This window comes from Pseudomonas sp. TS_SC_3 (assembly GCF_056156225.1).
In genome coordinates, this window is record NZ_CM149586.1 from 1863627 (window position 1) to 1880904 (window position 17278).

General features: G+C 56.7%; 18 protein-coding genes, 1 tRNA gene and 1 pseudogene. 4 read left to right on the forward strand and 16 right to left on the reverse strand.

Features of this window, described 5'->3' with window-relative positions; all coding sequences use genetic code 11:
• Positions 1 to 4 precede the first annotated feature (4 nt).
• The 16 genes from nadA to aspS all read right to left on the reverse strand — a co-directional run bounded on the left by nadA (position 5) and on the right by aspS (position 13316).
• Positions 5 to 1063, reverse strand: coding sequence for a quinolinate synthase NadA (gene nadA, locus AC0J6G_RS08980; RefSeq protein ID WP_475253255.1), 1059 nt, complete (start codon positions 1061 to 1063; stop codon positions 5 to 7).
• A gap of 182 nt (positions 1064 to 1245) precedes the next feature.
• Positions 1246 to 1321, reverse strand: a tRNA-Lys gene (locus AC0J6G_RS08985).
• 58 nt (positions 1322 to 1379) lie between these two features.
• Complete coding sequence (gene queC, locus AC0J6G_RS08990) at positions 1380 to 2054, reverse strand: 7-cyano-7-deazaguanine synthase QueC (RefSeq protein ID WP_475253257.1); 675 nt, start codon at positions 2052 to 2054, stop codon at positions 1380 to 1382.
• A 1-nt stretch (position 2055) separates the two neighbouring features.
• On the reverse strand, positions 2056 to 2703 hold the full coding sequence (gene queE, locus AC0J6G_RS08995; RefSeq protein WP_475253259.1) for a 7-carboxy-7-deazaguanine synthase QueE: 648 nt from the start codon (positions 2701 to 2703) through the stop codon (positions 2056 to 2058).
• 192 nt (positions 2704 to 2895) lie between these two features.
• On the reverse strand, positions 2896 to 3705 hold the full coding sequence (gene ybgF / locus AC0J6G_RS09000) for a tol-pal system protein YbgF (protein WP_475253261.1): 810 nt from the start codon (positions 3703 to 3705) through the stop codon (positions 2896 to 2898).
• A gap of 6 nt (positions 3706 to 3711) precedes the next feature.
• The gene (gene pal, locus AC0J6G_RS09005; RefSeq protein WP_090237783.1) at positions 3712 to 4209 is read right to left on the reverse strand and encodes a peptidoglycan-associated lipoprotein Pal; all 498 of its coding nucleotides are present in this window, start codon (positions 4207 to 4209) and stop codon (positions 3712 to 3714) included.
• A gap of 63 nt (positions 4210 to 4272) precedes the next feature.
• On the reverse strand, positions 4273 to 5571 hold the full coding sequence (gene tolB, locus AC0J6G_RS09010; protein WP_475253264.1) for a Tol-Pal system beta propeller repeat protein TolB: 1299 nt from the start codon (positions 5569 to 5571) through the stop codon (positions 4273 to 4275).
• Positions 5568 to 6554 (reverse strand): cell envelope integrity protein TolA, encoded by a 987-nt coding sequence (gene tolA / locus AC0J6G_RS09015; RefSeq protein ID WP_475253266.1) that lies wholly within the window; start codon positions 6552 to 6554, stop codon positions 5568 to 5570. The genes tolB and tolA overlap by 4 nt, the downstream gene beginning before the upstream one ends.
• Positions 6554 to 7006 carry a protein TolR gene (gene tolR, locus AC0J6G_RS09020; RefSeq protein ID WP_475253268.1) on the reverse strand — a complete coding sequence of 151 codons (453 nt, stop codon included), beginning with the start codon at positions 7004 to 7006 and terminating at the stop codon, positions 6554 to 6556. The genes tolA and tolR overlap by 1 nt, the downstream gene beginning before the upstream one ends.
• A 34-nt stretch (positions 7007 to 7040) precedes the next feature.
• On the reverse strand, positions 7041 to 7736 hold the full coding sequence (tolQ, locus tag AC0J6G_RS09025; RefSeq protein WP_475253270.1) for a protein TolQ: 696 nt from the start codon (positions 7734 to 7736) through the stop codon (positions 7041 to 7043).
• Between the two features lie 2 nt (positions 7737 to 7738).
• Positions 7739 to 8191, reverse strand: coding sequence for a tol-pal system-associated acyl-CoA thioesterase (gene ybgC / locus AC0J6G_RS09030; protein ID WP_475253272.1), 453 nt, complete (start codon positions 8189 to 8191; stop codon positions 7739 to 7741).
• Positions 8192 to 8242: 51 nt separating this feature from the next.
• Entirely contained in the window at positions 8243 to 9295 is a 1053-nt protein-coding gene (gene ruvB, locus AC0J6G_RS09035; protein ID WP_475253274.1) for a Holliday junction branch migration DNA helicase RuvB, read from the reverse strand.
• Complete coding sequence (gene ruvA, locus AC0J6G_RS09040; protein ID WP_475253276.1) at positions 9295 to 9900, reverse strand: Holliday junction branch migration protein RuvA; 606 nt, start codon at positions 9898 to 9900, stop codon at positions 9295 to 9297. Before ruvA ends, ruvB begins: the two co-directional genes overlap by 1 nt.
• 21 nt (positions 9901 to 9921) lie before the next feature.
• On the reverse strand, positions 9922 to 10446 hold the full coding sequence (gene ruvC, locus AC0J6G_RS09045; RefSeq protein ID WP_475253278.1) for a crossover junction endodeoxyribonuclease RuvC: 525 nt from the start codon (positions 10444 to 10446) through the stop codon (positions 9922 to 9924).
• Positions 10447 to 10685: 239 nt separating this feature from the next.
• Complete coding sequence (locus AC0J6G_RS09050) at positions 10686 to 11435, reverse strand: YebC/PmpR family DNA-binding transcriptional regulator (RefSeq protein ID WP_475253280.1); 750 nt, start codon at positions 11433 to 11435, stop codon at positions 10686 to 10688.
• Between the two features lie 105 nt (positions 11436 to 11540).
• Positions 11541 to 13316, reverse strand: a complete 1776-nt coding sequence (gene aspS / locus AC0J6G_RS09055) for an aspartate--tRNA ligase (protein WP_475253282.1) — start codon at positions 13314 to 13316, stop codon at positions 11541 to 11543.
• A gap of 292 nt (positions 13317 to 13608) precedes the next feature.
• On the opposite strand from aspS, the gene AC0J6G_RS09060 reads away from it, so the two are divergent.
• The 4 genes and pseudogenes from AC0J6G_RS09060 to AC0J6G_RS09075 form a co-directional block, all read left to right on the forward strand.
• Positions 13609 to 14727 carry an HD-GYP domain-containing protein gene (locus AC0J6G_RS09060; RefSeq protein WP_475253284.1) on the forward strand — a complete coding sequence of 373 codons (1119 nt, stop codon included), beginning with the start codon at positions 13609 to 13611 and terminating at the stop codon, positions 14725 to 14727.
• Positions 14728 to 14944: 217 nt separating this feature from the next.
• A complete protein-coding gene (locus AC0J6G_RS09065; RefSeq protein ID WP_475253286.1) occupies positions 14945 to 15415 on the forward strand; it encodes a Dps family protein in 471 nt (156 codons plus the stop codon).
• A 265-nt stretch (positions 15416 to 15680) separates the two neighbouring features.
• A complete protein-coding gene (locus AC0J6G_RS09070) occupies positions 15681 to 16748 on the forward strand; it encodes a GGDEF domain-containing protein (RefSeq protein WP_475253288.1) in 1068 nt (355 codons plus the stop codon).
• Between the two features lie 164 nt (positions 16749 to 16912).
• Positions 16913 to 17233 (forward strand): annotated as a pseudogene (locus AC0J6G_RS09075) (cold shock domain-containing protein membrane protein); the annotation flags it as partial.
• Between the last annotated feature and the right edge of the window lie 45 nt (positions 17234 to 17278).

Consider the following 17278-nt stretch of genomic DNA (forward strand, 5'->3'; position numbering starts at 1 on the left):
GGGCTTAGGCGTTGCCGCTCAGCTTCAAGCGCGCCGCCTGGGTGAAATCGAGCATGCGCTTGAGGGGCTTGATCGCTTTCGGGATCAACGCAGGGTCAACAACTATCTCGTTACTGCCCTCACGCAGGCACTCCAAGGTGCGCTGCAGGGTATTCATCGCCATCCATGGGCAATGCGCACAACTGCGGCAAGCAGCACCGTTGCCGGCCGTGGGCGCGGCGACAAACTCTTTGTCCGGGCATAGCTGCTGCATCTTGTAGAAGATGCCGGCATCGGTGGCGACGATAAAGGTTTTGTTCGGCAAACGCTGCGCGGCAGCGATCAGCTGGCTGGTAGAACCGACTGCGTCAGCCAGATCGATCACAGCGGTCGGTGATTCAGGGTGAACCAGCACGGCAGCGTCCGGGTACAACGCCATCATGTCTTCCAGCTGCTTGGCCTTGAACTCCTCATGAACGATACAGGCACCGTCCCACAGCAGCATATCGGCGCCCGTCTTGTTCTGGATGTAACGACCCAAGTGCTGATCAGGTGCCCAGATGATGCTTTCGCCGTTGTCCATCAGGTGCTCGACGATCTCTACCGCACAGCTAGACGTCACCACCCAATCAGCGCGCGCCTTCACCGCCGCCGACGTGTTGGCATACACCACCACCGTGCGCTGCGGATGCTGATCGCAGAACGCCGAGAACTCTTCTACCGGGCAACCCAAATCGAGCGAGCAGGTCGCTTCCAGGGTCGGCATCAGCACGCGCTTTTCCGGGTTAAGGATCTTCGCCGTCTCTCCCATAAATTTTACGCCGGCCACCAGCACCGTCTGCGCCGGATGCTGATTGCCGAAGCGGGCCATTTCCAGCGAGTCGGAAACGCAGCCACCGGTCTCCTCAGCCAACGCCTGCAGCACCGGATCACAGTAGTAGTGCGCCACCAATACAGCGTTCTGCTTTTTCAGCTCGGCCGCAATTTCGGCACGGTAGAAGGCCTCCTGCTCAGGCGTGAGCGGCCTGGGTTGCTTAGCATCAAGGTGGGCCTGCACCAACAGGCGTTCGGAAATCTGTGTCATGTCATCAGGCCCTGTGAAGGTCTATCAGCGCGGAGCACCAGTATACCCGCCGCTTTAGCGCGAGCGCAGTCGGGTAGTGGCCACAATCAAGATGGTCGAGATAAAAGTTACAGATACAAAAAAGCCCGAAAATTCTAGTTGCAGAACTTTCAGGCTTTCTTGACCTTCCGAGGAAGGGAATATGGTGGGTCGTGTGGGATTCGAACCTACGACCAATTGGTTAAAAGCCAACTGCTCTACCAACTGAGCTAACGACCCGTAGCGAGGCGTATAATACTGATTTAATTCAGAATTTCAACACCTTACAGAAAATAATTTAGAAATAACGGGTAGGGTCGGTGACCCCAGCGGCGGCAAAGCCAGCTGCACGTAGACGGCAACTGTCACACTTACCGCACGCACGCCCCTGATCATCCGCCTGATAACAGGAAACCGTCAGCGCATAATCCACACCCAGCCGAATACCAGCCTGAGCAATCTCAGCCTTGCTCATATTCTGCAGCGGAGCCTGAATACGGAAGCCCTGCCCCTCTACGCCCGCCTTGGTGGCGAGGTTAGCCATACGTTCAAAGGACTCGATAAACTCCGGACGACAATCCGGATAACCGGAGTAATCCACCGCGTTCACGCCAATGAAAATATCGCGCGCGCCCAACACTTCAGCCCACCCCAGCGCCAGGGACAGAAACACAGTATTGCGCGCCGGCACATAAGTGACCGGAATACCTTCGCCGGGCCCTTCCGGCACATCAATGCTAGTGTCGGTCAGTGCTGAACCGCCCATACCATTGAGATTCAAACCAATCACTTTGTGTTCAATCACGCCCAATTGCTGAGCCACTTGCTCGGCGGCATGCAGCTCGGAACGATGACGCTGGCCGTAATCAAAGCTCATGGTGTAACAGCTGTAGCCGTCAGCTTTAGCCAGGGCCACTACAGTGGCCGAGTCCAGGCCACCAGACAGCAGGATTACCGCTTTTTTCTCACTCATATCAATGTCCCGGCTCATCGTTCCAGAGAATCTTGTGCAGTTGCATCTGCAGGCGAACGGGCAAGTTGTCAGCAATGATCCACTCAGCCAACGAGCGCGCATCCAGTTCATGGTGACTCGGCGACATCAGCACCTCGCTGACGCGCGAATCCAGACCGTACTGGATCAGCTTGCTTACCGCCCAGTCATAGTCCTCACGAGAGCAGATCACAAACTTGACCTGATCATTCGGCGTTAGCAGCGAAATATTCTCGTAGCGGTTGCGAGCAACCTCGGCCGAACCTGGGGTTTTAAGGTCAAGGACCTTACTCACCCGCGGATCAACCGCCGCGACATCCAGCGCGCCACTGGTCTCCAGCGATACTTCATAGCCGGCATCACACAGACGCTTGAGCAGAGGAATGCAATTAGGTTGCGCCAACGGCTCGCCGCCCGTCACGCAGATATAGCGCGGCTTGTAGCCGGCCACCTGATCGACAATGGCATCCAACGATATGATTTCGCCGCCACTAAAGGCATAGGCGGTGTCGCAGTATTGGCAGCGCAAAGGACAGCCGGTCAGGCGAACGAACACAGTCGGCAAGCCGGCGGTGCGCGTTTCGCCCTGCAGCGAGTAGAAAATCTCGGTAATTCGCAGGGTTTCTTGCATATCAGCCACGGGCGTAACAGCTAGACAGGCTGTCCGCCTCCGTTGCGGGAAAAGGGGCGCGGATTGTATACGAAAAAACCGCCGGGAGCAGCCTTTAACGTCGCACAGCGACGGTTCGCAGAATCGCAGCCAGGGAAGCCGCCCATAAAAAACCCGCGCATGGCACGGGCTTTTGAATGACTCGCTCAGCTATTAAGGCAGGCGCTGTAGATCGCGCTGCGCCAACTGCGCTGCAGAACTGCCCGGGTACTGGGCAATCACTTGCTGCAAGATGCCTTTGGCTTTGTCGTTATTGCCAAGACGCTGCTCGACATCCGCCAACTTAAACAGCGAGTCCGGCACCTTGGCATGGCTTGGGTAAGCCTGGCTAACTCGCGCAAACGCTTGACCTGCTGACTGCAGATCGCCCTTGGCTAGGTTGACTTCACCCAGCCAGTATTGAGCATTGCCAGCGTACTGACTGTTCGGATACTTGCGCAAAAACGCAGCAAAGGCCTGGCTGGCCTTGTCAAAATCTTTGGCTTTGATCAGGTCAAAAGCAGCTTCATAAAACAGCTTTTCCTTTGCAGGATCAGCTGGTTCAGTGCCTGCCGATCCCGCCGTCGGCGGGGTCGGTGTACCGCTGGCATTAATAGCGCCGGCGGTTGAAGAATTCTGGTTGGCTGCAGCACCTGCTGCACCACTACTCAAACGTTTATCAAGGTCCTGATAACGCTCCAGGCTCTCTTGCTTCAAACGCTGAATTTCGTTCTGTTGTTCTTCCAGCGTACCGCGCAGCTGCGCGATTTCATCCTGCATCTGCTGCAACTGGTTGAACAGCATGCCCTGCGCCGAGACAGGGGCCGAAGCCCCTGTCGCGACGGAGGTGCCGGACGTACCGTAACCAGCAGGCGGATAACTACTGCCGTAACCGGCATTGTTGTCTACCACGGGAACCTCAGCCCACGCCGCAAGCGGCAGGCTGAGCGCCAAAACGGTTAAAGCACGGCGGCACGTACGCATATCGAATTACTTACGCAGTTCGACGCGACGGTTTTGAGCCCACGAGGACTCGTCGTTACCAGTGGCGATAGCGCGCTCTTCACCGTAGGAAACCAGTTCCAGTTGAGCCGGGGAAACGCCCTGCAGTACCAGGTAACGCTGTACAGCTTTGGCGCGACGCTCGCCCAGAGCCATGTTGTATTCACGAGTACCGCGCTCGTCAGCGTGGCCTTCCAGAACTACGCGAGCGCCATTGCCTTGCAGGTCTTTGGCGTGCACGTCCAGAGCGCGCATGGCCTCTGGCTTCAGGTCGGAGCTGTCGTATTCGAAGTAGAAGGTGGTGATCGCGCGCAGAGCTGCTTCTTCGCTCAGGCTGCCATCAACAGCGCCAGTGTTGGCACCGTAACCAGCGTTAGGATCGATAGCGCCTTCACCAGCAGCGTCGCCGCCTTTAGAGGAGCAACCTACAGCCACGGCGAGAGCCAAACCCAGTGCAGCGAACTTACCAAATTTCAGCATTTCCATCATGTAACTCCTAATGAACCCCAGTGTGTTAAGCAGTATTTCAAACAACGGTATAGCGCCGCATCAGTTCAGGTAAGGGGACCAAGAAGGCTCTCGAACTTCGCCTTGAGCGGTAGGAAGAGGGAGCCTCACACGTCCATTGGTGGACGCTAGTACCAAGACTCCCCGGCCCTGCTGGCGGGTGGCGTAGACTACCATGGTGCCGTTGGGCGCAACAGTAGGCGACTCATCCAGACTTGTGTCTGAAAGAATGCGCAAATTGCCGCGCTGCAGGTCTTGTGCAGCCACCTTGAACACGGTGTAACCATCCTGGCGGTGAATCATGACCAGGGTCTTCTCATCAGCAGATAGCTTCGGGTTGGCGTTGTAGTTACCGATAAAGGTCACACGCTCTGCCGCGCCGCCATTGATGTTGGTTTTATAGATTTGTGGTTTACCCGAACGATCCGACGTGAAGTACAGCGTCTGACCGTCCTTACCCCAGAAGGGCTCGGTGTCGATGGATGCCTGATTGGTTACCCGACGCAACTGGCGAGTGCCCATGTCCATCACGTAAATTTCCGGATTGCCGTCACGCGACAGCACGAATGCCAGGCGGTTGCCGTCCGGCGACCAGGCAGGCGCACCATTGAGGCCTTCAAAATTGGTGACCTGCTCACGACGGCCGGTGTCGATGTGCTGCACGAAAATACGTGGGCGCTTCTGCTCAAACGATACGTAGGCAATACGACGGCCATCCGGAGCGAATGAAGGCGACAGAATCGGCTCGCGCGACTGCAGCAGGGTAACGGCCCGCGCACCATCATAGTCAGAGCGCTGCAGGGTATAGCGGGTGTTGTTGACCGAGAAACGCTCCGCCGTCACGTACAACATACGCGTAGAGAACGCGCCTTTCACACCGGTGAGTTTCTCGAACGACTGATCAGCAATGTGATGCGCCATGTCTCGCAGCTGATCAACGCCACCGCCAACACTGCCGGTCATGACCTGCTGCTGAGTGGTGACGTTGAACAGACCAAATTGAATCTGCAAACGACCGGCGCTCGGCACAATGCTGCCGACCAGCACGTATTGTGCGCCCAGCGCTTGCCAGTCGCGGTAAATCACTTCACTGGCCTGAGTCGGCAGGCTGATCATATTCTGCCGAGGGATCGGCTCGAACACGCCAGAGTTGCGCAGGTCATTGCCGATGATTTCAGCCATGTCTTCAGGCAATACGCTGCCGCCCTGCCAACCAAAAGGCACCACAGCGATGGGTGTAGCACGGTCGGTGCCACTGCTGATCACCAGCGGATCAGCAGCCTGAACGACCCCGACCAGCAGGGTCAGTCCGAGCAAAACAATGCGCATCAGGGTATTCACAGGCCTAAATCCTCCGGTTTGAAGACAGCGCGGCGCTGCCGGTAAAGGCGATCAAAAGTGGCGCGATCCAGCTGTTGCATTTCAGCAATACGGCCAACGTTACGCACCGCTTGTACGGCCGAGTTATCAAAAGGTGAATCGCCACTTGAGCGTGTCACGCTAGCATTAGTAATGGTGCCATCCGGCAGCATTTCGATCAGTACTTCTACGCTCATGCCATTACGCGCCGATGGCGGACGTCGCCACTGCTGGCTGACCAGCATCACAATCAAATCATCAAGGCTGCCGGCCACCTCATCGCCAAAGGTATCGGCAACGGCCTGCTGGCGACCGACATCCTCGGATAACAGCTCGGCCAACGCGGCGGCTTTTTTGTCTTCTACCGCTTTGCGCTGGGCTGATTCGGCTGCCGTTTTCTTGGCATCATCAGCCGCTTTCTTCTTCGCAGCTTCAGCAGCGGCTTTCTTCTTCGCATCCTCTGCTGCTTTTTTCTTGGCGTCTTCAGCGGCTTTTTTCTTGGCCGCTTCCTCTGCTGCTTTCTTTTTAGCTACGTCGGCAAGTTTCTTCTGCTCTGCCGCTTTTTTCTCAGCATCGGCTTTCTTGGCTGCTTCCGCTTTTTTGTCTGCTTCGGCTTTCTTCTCAACCTCCGCCTTCTGAGCCTCTTGTGCTTTCTTTTGTTCCGCTGCTTTGGCCGCTACTTTTTCCTGCTCAGCCTTTTTCTGTTCAAGCTGTTCGGTTTCATACACCGGCGCAGTGGTTTTCTTGGTTTCGCCAGCAATTTTCTGGTTGGTCTGGGTAGTGGCCTGGCTTTGCGACTGCAATTTATACAAGGTGGCCTGCACCACCGGCTTGGCCGGCGGTAAGTCCGGCGCAAACGCAAAACTGACGAACAGCATGGCAAACATGATGACGTGCAGACCCACAGCCCAGACGACAGGCCAGAACAGACTTTCCGAGGGCGAACGCTCGCGCTGGTAGTGCATCAGGGGGCCTCGGTAATCAGCCCGACGTTACCCACGTCGGCCTGTTGCAAACCACCCATGGCCGCCATGATGGTGCCGTAATCGACAGTCTTGTCACCACGAACAAACACTTGAACCTGCTTACCGGTGGCGCGGCTCTGGCTAATGATGGCGGTCACCGCCCGGGTCATTTCTTCCAGCGTCAGCGCTTGGTCCTGCACGGTATCCACATCGACTTCAGTGCCCATATTCCAGAAGTAGGTCTTGTCGGCCTTGATTGAGATGGTCAAGACCTGGGCATTGTTGTCCTGCGGCAAGGCTTCACTGCTGACTTTCGGCAGATCAACCTTAACGCCCTGATTGAGCATGGGCGCGGTCACCATGAAGATAACCAGCAGTACCAACATCACATCGATGTAAGGCACTACGTTCATCTCGGCGACGGGCTTGCGTCTATTGCGAATTCTGGCCATGGCTTGAAAAACCTGTATTGAGAATGCCTAAGGCTTAGTCGTCGCTGGTGTGCACTTTACGGTGCAGGATTGCCTGGAATTCGTCGGCAAAGGTGTAGTAACGCCCGATCAGCATTTCGCCACGCGAAGCAAAACGGTTGTAGGCAATTACTGCAGGAATCGCAGCAAACAGGCCGATTGCAGTGGCGATCAGCGCTTCAGCAATACCCGGCGCTACCGTGGCCAAGGTCGCTTGCTGCACTTGGGCCAGGCCGCGGAAGGAGTTCATGATCCCCCACACAGTACCGAACAGGCCAATGTAGGGGCTGGTCGAACCGACAGTGGCGAGAAATGGCAGGCTTTGCTCAAGCTTCTCTTCCTCGCGGGAAATCGCCACGCGCATGGCGCGGGCCACCGCATCCATCACCGCATCTGGATCCACACCAGCTTGCTGACGCAGACGCGAGAACTCTTTGAAACCGGCGCGGAAGATCTGCTCCAGGCCTGAGTCCGGATCCGGGTTGCTGCCTGCCTGACGGTACAGCTTGGACAGGTCGATACCCGACCAGAAGCGCTCTTCGAAGTTATCCAACGCACGCTTAGCCGCACGCAGCAGCGCCGTACGCTGGAAGATCATGACCCACGACATGACCGATGCGGCCACTAGCGTCAGCATTACCAGTTGCACCACCAGGCTGGCGTTGCTGATCAGACTCCACATCGACATGTGGTCAACGGCGTTGGCTTCCACGCTTACTCTCCTGCTCTAGATGTACCCGCACCGCCCTGCCCGGCAAAGGCCGCGTGCAGAGTTTGGGGAATGGCCCGGGGTTTCAAATTGTCGGCGCGCACACAGGCCACCATAAACTGCCCTTCACAGAGCAGCACATCATCCGTAGCCCGCCTAACTTGTTGACGAAAACGCAGGCTGGCACGGTTTAATTCAATAACATCAGCGCTTACCAGTAACTCGTCATCCAGCCTGGCTGGCGCGTGATAACGCGCTTCAGCCGAATGCACAACGAACAACAGGCCGTCCTCAGCCAACGTCGACTGGAGAAAACCCAGATCACGTAGGCGCTCGGTACGAGCCCGTTCCATAAATTTGAGGTAATTGACGTAGTAGACGATGCCGCCTGCATCGGTGTCTTCGAAATAAACCCGACAACGAAAGGTGGACAGCTGAACTCCGTTTTGCGCGCGCATACTCTAGTCTTAGCTCCCGGTCTTGCCAATTGGGTACAGCAAGTATTTTTCTTACTCCGATGTGCTATCAAACTGTTCCGTTACCGACAGCTCGCCCATGCGTTTGGGCACATTCAGGCCGAAATGCAAGTAGGCATGGCGCGTCACCACGCGTCCGCGCGGGGTACGCATGATATAGCCCTGCTGAATCAGGTAGGGCTCCAGCACATCTTCGATGGTGTGGCGCTCCTCACTGATGGCAGCAGCGAGGTTGTCCACCCCAACCGGACCACCGTCAAACTTCTCAATCATGGTCAGCAAGAGGCGACGATCCTGATGGTCGAAGCCGCGTTCATCGACGTCGAGTAAGTTCAGTGCTAGGTCGGCAATTTCACAGGTGATATCGCCCCGCCCGCGCACTTCAGCAAAATCACGCACGCGGCGTAGCAGGCGGTTAGCAATACGCGGCGTACCGCGAGCACGCCGCGCGATCTCAAATGCGCCGCGCGGCTCTATCGGCAAGCCGAGAATCCCAGCAGAGCGCATGACGATGGTCGCCAGATCGTCGGTGTTGTAGAACTCAAGGCGCTGCACAATGCCAAAACGGTCACGCAGCGGATTGGTCAACATACCCGCGCGCGTGGTGGCACCGACCAAGGTAAACGGCGGCAGATCGAGCTTGATCGAACGCGCGGCCGGGCCTTCGCCGATCATGATGTCGAGCTGGAAGTCTTCCATGGCCGGGTACAGCACTTCCTCGACAATCGGCGACAGGCGATGAATCTCATCGATAAACAGCACATCACCCGGCTCAAGATTGGTCAGCAGCGCCGCCAGATCACCCGGCCGCTCCAGCACGGGACCTGAGGTGCTCTTGATCGAAACATTCATTTCCTGGGCGATGATATTGGCCAGGGTGGTCTTGCCCAGACCAGGCGGGCCGAAGATCAAGGTGTGATCGAGCGCTTCGCTGCGCCCTCGAGCCGCCTGGATAAACAGCTCCATCTGCTCGCGCACGCTTGGCTGGCCGATATATTCGGCCAGTTTTAACGGGCGAATGGCACGATCAACTTGCTCGTCGCGGTCGCGGGGAGCAGCCGTAATCAGGCGATCTGCTTCTAGCACTAGACCATTCCCTTAAGGGCTCGACGAATCATGTCTTCACTGCTCAAACCGTCTTCCTTAATTACAGAGACCGCACGACTGGCTTCCTGAGGTTTATAGCCAAGCGAAATAAGAGCGCTAACCGCGTCACTCTCCGCGCTTGAGACTGCCGCGCCTGTGCGAGGTTCCGTCACCAGTGCCGACATGCCCGGCACAGTTTCCCAGGCTTTGAAGCGATCTTTCAGCTCAACCAGAAGCCGCTCAGCGGTTTTTTTACCGACCCCTGGGATTCTCACCAATACGGAGGTGTCTTGTGCCTGCACGCAGCGCACCAACTCATCGACCTCCAAACCGGACATCAAAGCCAACGCCAGCTTCGGGCCGACACCATTGAGACGGATCAGCTCACGGAACAGCTCACGCTCACGCTTTTCAAAAAAGCCATAAAGCAGATGCGCATCTTCGCGCACCACCAGATGGGTATGCAGGGTCAGCGGCTCACCGACCGATGGCAAACGGTACAGAGTGGTCATCGGCACTTCCAGCTCATAACCCAAACCATTTATGTCAATAATCACATGCGGCGGTTGCTTTTCCGCCAAGGTGCCACGCAAACGTCCGATCACCGCTGCTTCCTTAAAATTACGTTACAAACGAAGGCGACCCGCGCGCCGCTTGGCGCCTACTAGGCCATGGGGAATCAGGCTTTGCCGGTGATGGGCATGACACAGGGCAATCGCCAGAGCATCCGATGCATCAATCTGTGGTTTTTGCACCAGTTTGAGCAAGTGCATGACCATCAACTGCACTTGCTCCTTATCCGCCCCGCCGCTGCCGGCAATGGCCTGCTTGACCTGCGTGGCGGTGTATTCAGCAATATCCAGCCCCGCCTCCATTCCCGCAACGATGGCCACACCGCGCGCCTGGCCGAGCTTGAGCGCGGAATCCGGGTTGCGCGCCATAAACACCTGCTCAATGCCCATGGTCACCGGCCCGTAGGTTTCGATAACTTCACGCACGCCACGGAACACCACTTGCAAACGCTCTGGCATCGAACCATTGCCCGTGCGAATACAGCCAGAGGCCACATACTCGCAACTGCGCCCGTTATCACGCACTACACCGTAACCCGTGATGCGCGAACCGGGATCAATGCCGAGAATCAAGGTCATGCATTAACGCCCACTCAAGAGGCCAGCCAACAGGGCTGGAACACTGTCTATTTATCCAGTCGCCAAGTATAGGGCCAGCCCATATCCACGTCACCCAGGCAACACCGATAAAGATGACACGGCGCTCTTTCTCAGGTCGCGCCGTAACCAGGTGCTACGAGGGCGTTAGGGCCATAAAAAAACCGGAAGCAGTTGGGCCACTCACCCAAACACCTCCGGCTTTTTATGTACGCCGATACTTAGCCAAGCTGCTCCATCAGCTCGTCAGATATTTCGGCGTTGTGATAGACCTCCTGTACATCGTCGAGGTCCTCCAGCATGTCGATCAGCTTGATGACTTTTTGCGCAGTTTCCAATTCGGTAACAGGCGCACTGATCGAGGGGATCATCGCAATCTCTGCATCGCTCGGTTTAAAGCCGGCCGCACAAAGCGCCTCGTTAACCGCATGAAAATCGGCAAAGCTGGTAGACACCAGCGCTGAACCATCCTCAGCCATCTCAACATCGTCAGCACCGGCCTCCAGTGCCGCTTCCATCAGCGTATCTTCGCTGACGCCCGGAGCGAAACTGATCTGCCCCTTGCGGTCGAACATATAAGCCACCGAACCATCGGTACCCAGGTTGCCCCCGCACTTGGTAAAGGCATGGCGCACTTCGGCGGCGGTGCGATTACGGTTGTCGGTCATAGCTTCAACGATAATGGCGACACCACCCAGCGCGTAACCTTCATAGCTCAGCTCAACGACGTTATCGGCGTCGTTATTGCCAGCACCGCGAGCAATCGCCCGATCAATCACATCGCGCGACATATTGGCGGTCAGCGCCTTGTCCACCGCCAGACGCAGGCGCGGATTATCCGCAGGAATGGGGCCACCGTGCTTGGCTGCAACAGTCAGCTCACGAATGATCTTGGTGAAAATCTTGCCGCGCTTGGCGTCTTGACGGCCTTTGCGGTGTTTAATATTGGCCCATTTGGAATGACCAGCCATAACTCACTCCGTTTGTTTCAATAGTCAATATTGAGGCGTGAGAGTTCGAGTCTCTCCGCCCCGCCATAAAGAAGAAGCCTGGAAAACCAGGCTTCTTGTGACGTTTTATTCTGCTTTCGGTTGCTCACGCAGACGAATGTGCAGCTCACGCAGCGATTTGTTATCCACCTCGCCCGGCGCCTGAGTCATGACGCAAGCCGCGCTCTGGGTTTTCGGGAAGGCAATCACTTCACGGATCGAGCTGGCGCCAGTCATCAGCATGACCAGGCGATCCAGACCAAAAGCCAACCCACCGTGGGGTGGCGCGCCGAACTTCAGCGCGTCGAGGAGGAAACCGAACTTTTCCTGCTGCTCGTCTTCGCTGATGCCGAGTACGCGGAACACAGTCTGCTGCATCGATTTGTCGTGGATACGGATCGAACCGCCGCCCAGCTCGGTGCCGTTGAGCACCATGTCGTAGGCACGCGACAGCGCGGCGGCCGGATTGGCCTCCAGCTCGGCCGGGCTGCACTTCGGTGCGGTGAACGGGTGGTGCATAGCGGTCAGGCTGCCGTCGTCGTTCTCTTCGAACATCGGGAAGTCGACGACCCACAGCGGCGCCCACTCGCAAGTCAGCAGGTTGAGGTCATGACCGAGCTTGATGCGCAGCGCACCCAGGGCCTCGCTGACGATCTTGGCTTTGTCGGCACCGAAGAACACGATGTCGCCATCTACGGCACCGACGCGATCAAGGATCACATTGATGTTGTCCAGCGGGATGTTCTTGACGATCGGCGACTGCAGGCCTTCAACGCCAGCGGCACGCTCGTTGACCTTGATATAGGCCAAGCCCTTCGCACCGTAGATACCGACGAACTTGGTGTAGTCGTCGATCTGCTTGCGCGGCATGCTCGCCCCGCCCGGTACGCGCAACGCGGTGACGCGGCACTTGGGATCGTTGGCCGGGCCGGCGAAGACCTTGAAGTCGACATCTTTCAGCTGGTCAGCCACATCCACCAGCTCCAGCGGGTTGCGCAGGTCCGGCTTGTCGGAACCGAAACGACGCATGGCTTCGGCCAGGGTCATGTGCGGCAGCTCACCGAACTCGACGTCCAGTACTTCCTTAAACAGCTGACGAACCATCTTCTCGGTGATGGCCATGATGTCGGCCTCATCCATGAAGCTGGTTTCGATATCGATCTGGGTGAATTCCGGCTGACGGTCAGCGCGCAGGTCTTCGTCGCGGAAGCACTTGGCGATCTGGTAGTAGCGGTCGAAGCCCGCGACCATCAGCAGTTGTTTGAACAGCTGCGGCGATTGTGGCAACGCAAAGAAGCTGCCGGCATGGGTGCGGCTCGGCACCAAATAGTCACGCGCACCTTCTGGGGTGGCACGGGTAAGGATCGGCGTTTCCACATCGAGGAAGCCATTGTCATCCAAGTAACGACGAATGCTGCTGGTGATGCTCGAACGCAGCTTCAGCTTGGCCGCCATTTCCGGGCGACGCAGGTCGATAAAGCGGTAGCGCAGGCGGGTCTCTTCACCTACGTCGGTGTATTCGTTGAGCGGGAACGGCGGAGTTTCCGCTTCGTTCAGCACTTCCAGCTCATAGCCCAGCACCTCAATAGCGCCGGACGCCATATTGGCGTTACGCGCACCCTCAGGGCGCAGGCGAACCTTGCCAGTGATCTTGACCACGTATTCGCTACGCACCTTGTCGGCGGTGGCGAAGGTCGCCGCTCGATCCGGATCAAATACCACCTGCGCCAGGCCTTCACGGTCACGAATGTCGAGGAAAATCACCCCGCCATGGTCACGACGGCGATGTACCCAACCGCAAAGGATGACTTCCTGGCCGTCCAGGCTCTCGTTCAGTTGGCCGCAATAATGGCTGCGCATCATGGTGGTGGTCGCTTCTCTTGAGTCTTGAATTCGTTGGGCCGCAATAACTGCGACGCTCGTTGGCCGGATGACCGGCTGGCGCACGCGCCATTTTCCGCAATTGTGCTGCTTTTAAAGGGCGCGAAACGATCAGCGGCGCATACGCAGCCGACTGTTCGCCCGACAAAACGCGGTAAAGCGCGAGATTATATATGGTTAAGCCGTCACGTGCAGCCGCCGGCCCACGCGCTTTTGCCAGCCCTTCCTATACTCAGGCATGCAGCACTCTGACCATCGAATAGTGGAGAGGCTTATGGCCACGCCGAACCTGGCAGAAATCCCCAGCGATTTGCTGGCAGACTTTCGCCTGGAATCCAGCGAACAATTCCAGCGTTGCGAGCAATTGCTGATCGAGCTTGAACACACACCCGATGACCACGAGCGCCTGCGCGAGCTGTTTCGCCTGGTGCACACGCTCAAGGGCAACCTGGGTTATATCGGCCTCAATACGCTGATGAGCGTGCCGCAAGCCATGGAGGACGTACTGTCCTGCCTGCGCGAGGGCCAGTTACATTTCGACAGCCTGCTGGGCGATATCCTTCTATTGACCCTCGACCACCTGAGAGAGCAAATCCAGCACGCACTCGGAACACCCGAGGCACAACTTGATGCAGCGCAGAGCAAAAGCCTTAGCCAGGCACTCGGCGCCCTGGCGATTACCCCACACGCACAACAGACCGCAACGCGCAGCGCGCTTTTGCAACAACTCGACCCCAGCTCACAACTACTAACCGCCACCATTGAGGACCAACCGAGCGCGGCTGATTTACTCAAGCACTATGACATTGAGCCCGACGCCGACCTGCTGTTTTTTATTGACCTTATGCAAGCCAGCGAGCGCCGCTCGCACTTCTGGCAAGGGCGCGGCCTACGTCAACTTGATCTAGCGCTGGCGATCAATCGGCACGGTGGCAACCTCGAACAACCCGAGCAACTGGCAGCGGCCATTTGCCTGCATGACATAGGCATGGCGTTTCTGCCGCTTAACTTACTGCACAAAGAGGCCAACCTCAGTCGAGACGAGCGCCGCCAGATGCAATCACACCCGCGCCTTGCCTATGACTTACTCAAGCGCCTGCCACGCTGGAGTGCAGCGGCGGAAATAACCCTGCAACACCAGGAGCACGCCGACGGCAGTGGCTACCCGAAAGGCTTAAAAGAAGCCGAAACCAGCCCCGGCGCGCTGATTATCGGCATCGTCGACACATTTGAAGCCCGCACCCATGAGCGCGCCCATCAAACCCTAAACAAACGCCCACTGTTACGCGCCATTCTGGAAATAAATAACCTTGCCGGGAGTCAATTCAGCACGCACTGGGTCGAAGTGTTCAATCAGACACTGCAGCAACAACCCGAATTAGCACATCGCTAAACCCAGCAAAAAGTACTCGATACATTGCCGTACAAAGCTGCACACCCAAGCAGGAACAAACGCATCTGACGACACAGAAACTGAACCCAGAGCAACCCTCAGCGTCCAAACAGCACGTTTGTTGATTTAAACCCCAATAAAAGATAACAACGGCCATGCTAGGCTTTGCCCATTAAAACTGGGCAACCAGCCTCAATCGTCTGAAAGGAGAAACGGTATGGAAATTAATATTGGAATAGCCGAGCAAGATCGTGCTGCCATCGCCGATGGTCTGTCGCGCCTACTCGCCGACACTTACACCCTCTACCTAAAAACCCATAACTTTCATTGGAACGTCACCGGCCCAATGTTCAACACGCTGCACCTGATGTTTGAAGGTCAGTACACCGAATTAGCGCTGGCCGTCGACCAGATCGCCGAGCGTATTCGCGCACTGGGCTTCCCAGCCCCAGGCACCTACGCTGCCTATGCCCGCCTCTCGTCGATCAAAGAAGAGGAAGGCGTACCCAACGCGCAAGACATGATCAAGCAGCTGGTGCAAGGTCAGGAAGCGGTCGTGCGCACGGCTCGCGGCATCTTCCCACTGCTGGACAAAGTCAGCGACGAACCTACTGCAGACCTGCTGACACAACGTATGCAAGTGCATGAAAAGACCGCTTGGATGTTGCGAAGCTTGTTGGCTGCTTAAACAAATCACTAACAGACCTGCTTCTGCAAAAATCGCCTGTATTGGGCGCCGGTGCATTGGCTCGTAAACCTGCTCGGCTTGCGGTAGAAAAAACCCTCGGTGGCTTACCGAGGGTTTTCTGTTTTAAGGCACGCCCCAGACGAATGTAGTCCTTGTTTAAATAAACCATTAACCCAGCGTTCAGGTATCCGCGGCCTTTTGCTAGGCGAATAGACAACAGCTGTTCTATGCTCTGGCTAATTGCAACCTTGCCACAGTGACACGCATGAACTCCCCCAAAAAAGCCAGCAGCATCCTAGAGCTGTATCCCGAAGAAACACGCGATGCAGCTGCGCTTTTAAAAAAAGCAGTGCCGCTAATGATGCGACACGACATCCCCCCCAACCCGGTGCACTACGCCCTCTGGTACACCTACAGCAAAGGTCTTGAGCCCGAACTCAATCGCCGCCTGGACAAAACCATCGCCGACTTTGACAGCTTCCCTCCGGAAACCGCTGCCAAGCTTTTTCGCGACTTCATCATCCACGGCGAGCTCGAAGAAGCCCGAGCGGGCCAACAACTGATCGTCGATCTGATCGACGATATAGAAGGCAATGTCTCGCGCAGCATCACCGGCGGCAGTCACTACCAAGCCAGCCTGGAGCAAGGCCTGGCTGCACTTCAAGAGCCGATCATCGACGAATTACCAAGCGTGCTGACCGAACTGCAAGAAAGCACGCAACTAATGCAGGACCAGCAAACTAAATTTCTTTATTGCCTAAATGCCGCGCAGGAAGAAATTAAAGTTTTGCGCAACCAGCTCGAGCGCGCCCACATTGCAGCGACGCTGGATAACCTGACACAAGTATTCAACCGTAATGCCTTTAGCCGATTACTTGAGCAAACACTGAACGCGGGGCATAGCGGTGTTGCTTTGGTGATGCTGGATATCGACCACTTCAAACAGTTCAACGACCACTATGGTCACCCACTTGGTGATCGTGTGCTGCAGCATGTCGGCCAGCTACTGCGCGAGGCGTTGCCCGCACGCGCTATTGCAGCCCGCTACGGCGGAGAAGAGTTTTGCATCATCCTGCGCGACTGCACTGACAGCGCTGCCGCATACACTTTTGCCGAGCAGTTGCGGATAAAAATCCAGTCGTTGCGCATTAAAGTACGCCGCACCGATGAAGTGCTCGACAGCATCACCGCTTCCTTTGGCTTCGCCCTTGCTGAACAAGGCGACACGCTAGAAACTCTGCTCACCCGTGCCGATGATGCGCTTTATCAGGCCAAGCGTGATGGTCGCAACCAGGTAAACCCCAACCCAAGTGGCACAGCGCTCAGAGCTTGATTGAGAAGCCCACCTCTTTGCTGTTAAATACTGCCCGTGCGGCTGAACCATAGTTTGGTTTGGCGCACAAACTGGTATCACGCGCTTTTACTCCCCTCTTGGAACACCCACTACGCGCAGCCAGCCCTTCTGTTGACTCTTTAAATTAAGCGAGCTAATCCAAAATGTTGAAAACCATCCATCTCCTGACAGGCGCCATTGCCCTGTTACTTTCTTTCGCCCCGACCCTCAGCACCACGCCACAGCCACTGCTAGAGCAGCCAAACGCGCTGTACCTTGCACTGTTCGGCCTGTTGAACTTATTGCTCGCCCCGCAACTGCCAATTTGGCATGCAGGCTTGCGCCATCAGGCACAGAACGTAGTTTCCGCTTTGCTGGTAATCGGCACGCTGCTGCAAGCTCTGATCCTGCTGGCTCCTCTGGCAGAAATCGCCAATCAACCCTCCAACCTTTTCAGCTTGCTCATCATCGCTGCAGCCGTCGCGGTGCATCTGGCGACTAACCTGCGCCTAAAGCAGCGCCATATCTCT

Excerpts from the sequence above, each read along its gene's own strand:
- nadA (WP_475253255.1), bottom strand. The coding sequence starts at position 1,063 with ATGACACAGATTTCCGAACGCCTGTTGGTGCAGGCCCACCTTGATGCT.
- queC (WP_475253257.1), bottom strand. The coding sequence starts at position 2,054 with ATGAGTGAGAAAAAAGCGGTAATCCTGCTGTCTGGTGGCCTGGACTCG.
- queE (WP_475253259.1), bottom strand. The coding sequence starts at position 2,703 with ATGCAAGAAACCCTGCGAATTACCGAGATTTTCTACTCGCTGCAGGGC.
- ybgF (WP_475253261.1), bottom strand. The coding sequence starts at position 3,705 with ATGCGTACGTGCCGCCGTGCTTTAACCGTTTTGGCGCTCAGCCTGCCG.
- pal (WP_090237783.1), bottom strand. The coding sequence starts at position 4,209 with ATGGAAATGCTGAAATTTGGTAAGTTCGCTGCACTGGGTTTGGCTCTC.
- tolA (WP_475253266.1), bottom strand. The coding sequence starts at position 6,554 with ATGCACTACCAGCGCGAGCGTTCGCCCTCGGAAAGTCTGTTCTGGCCT.
- tolR (WP_475253268.1), bottom strand. The coding sequence starts at position 7,006 with ATGGCCAGAATTCGCAATAGACGCAAGCCCGTCGCCGAGATGAACGTA.
- ybgC (WP_475253272.1), bottom strand. The coding sequence starts at position 8,191 with ATGCGCGCGCAAAACGGAGTTCAGCTGTCCACCTTTCGTTGTCGGGTT.
- ruvC (WP_475253278.1), bottom strand. The coding sequence starts at position 10,446 with ATGACCTTGATTCTCGGCATTGATCCCGGTTCGCGCATCACGGGTTAC.
- AC0J6G_RS09050 (WP_475253280.1), bottom strand. The coding sequence starts at position 11,435 with ATGGCTGGTCATTCCAAATGGGCCAATATTAAACACCGCAAAGGCCGT.
- aspS (WP_475253282.1), bottom strand. The coding sequence starts at position 13,316 with ATGATGCGCAGCCATTATTGCGGCCAACTGAACGAGAGCCTGGACGGC.
- AC0J6G_RS09060 (WP_475253284.1), top strand. The coding sequence starts at position 13,609 with ATGGCCACGCCGAACCTGGCAGAAATCCCCAGCGATTTGCTGGCAGAC.
- AC0J6G_RS09065 (WP_475253286.1), top strand. The coding sequence starts at position 14,945 with ATGGAAATTAATATTGGAATAGCCGAGCAAGATCGTGCTGCCATCGCC.
- AC0J6G_RS09070 (WP_475253288.1), top strand. The coding sequence starts at position 15,681 with ATGAACTCCCCCAAAAAAGCCAGCAGCATCCTAGAGCTGTATCCCGAA.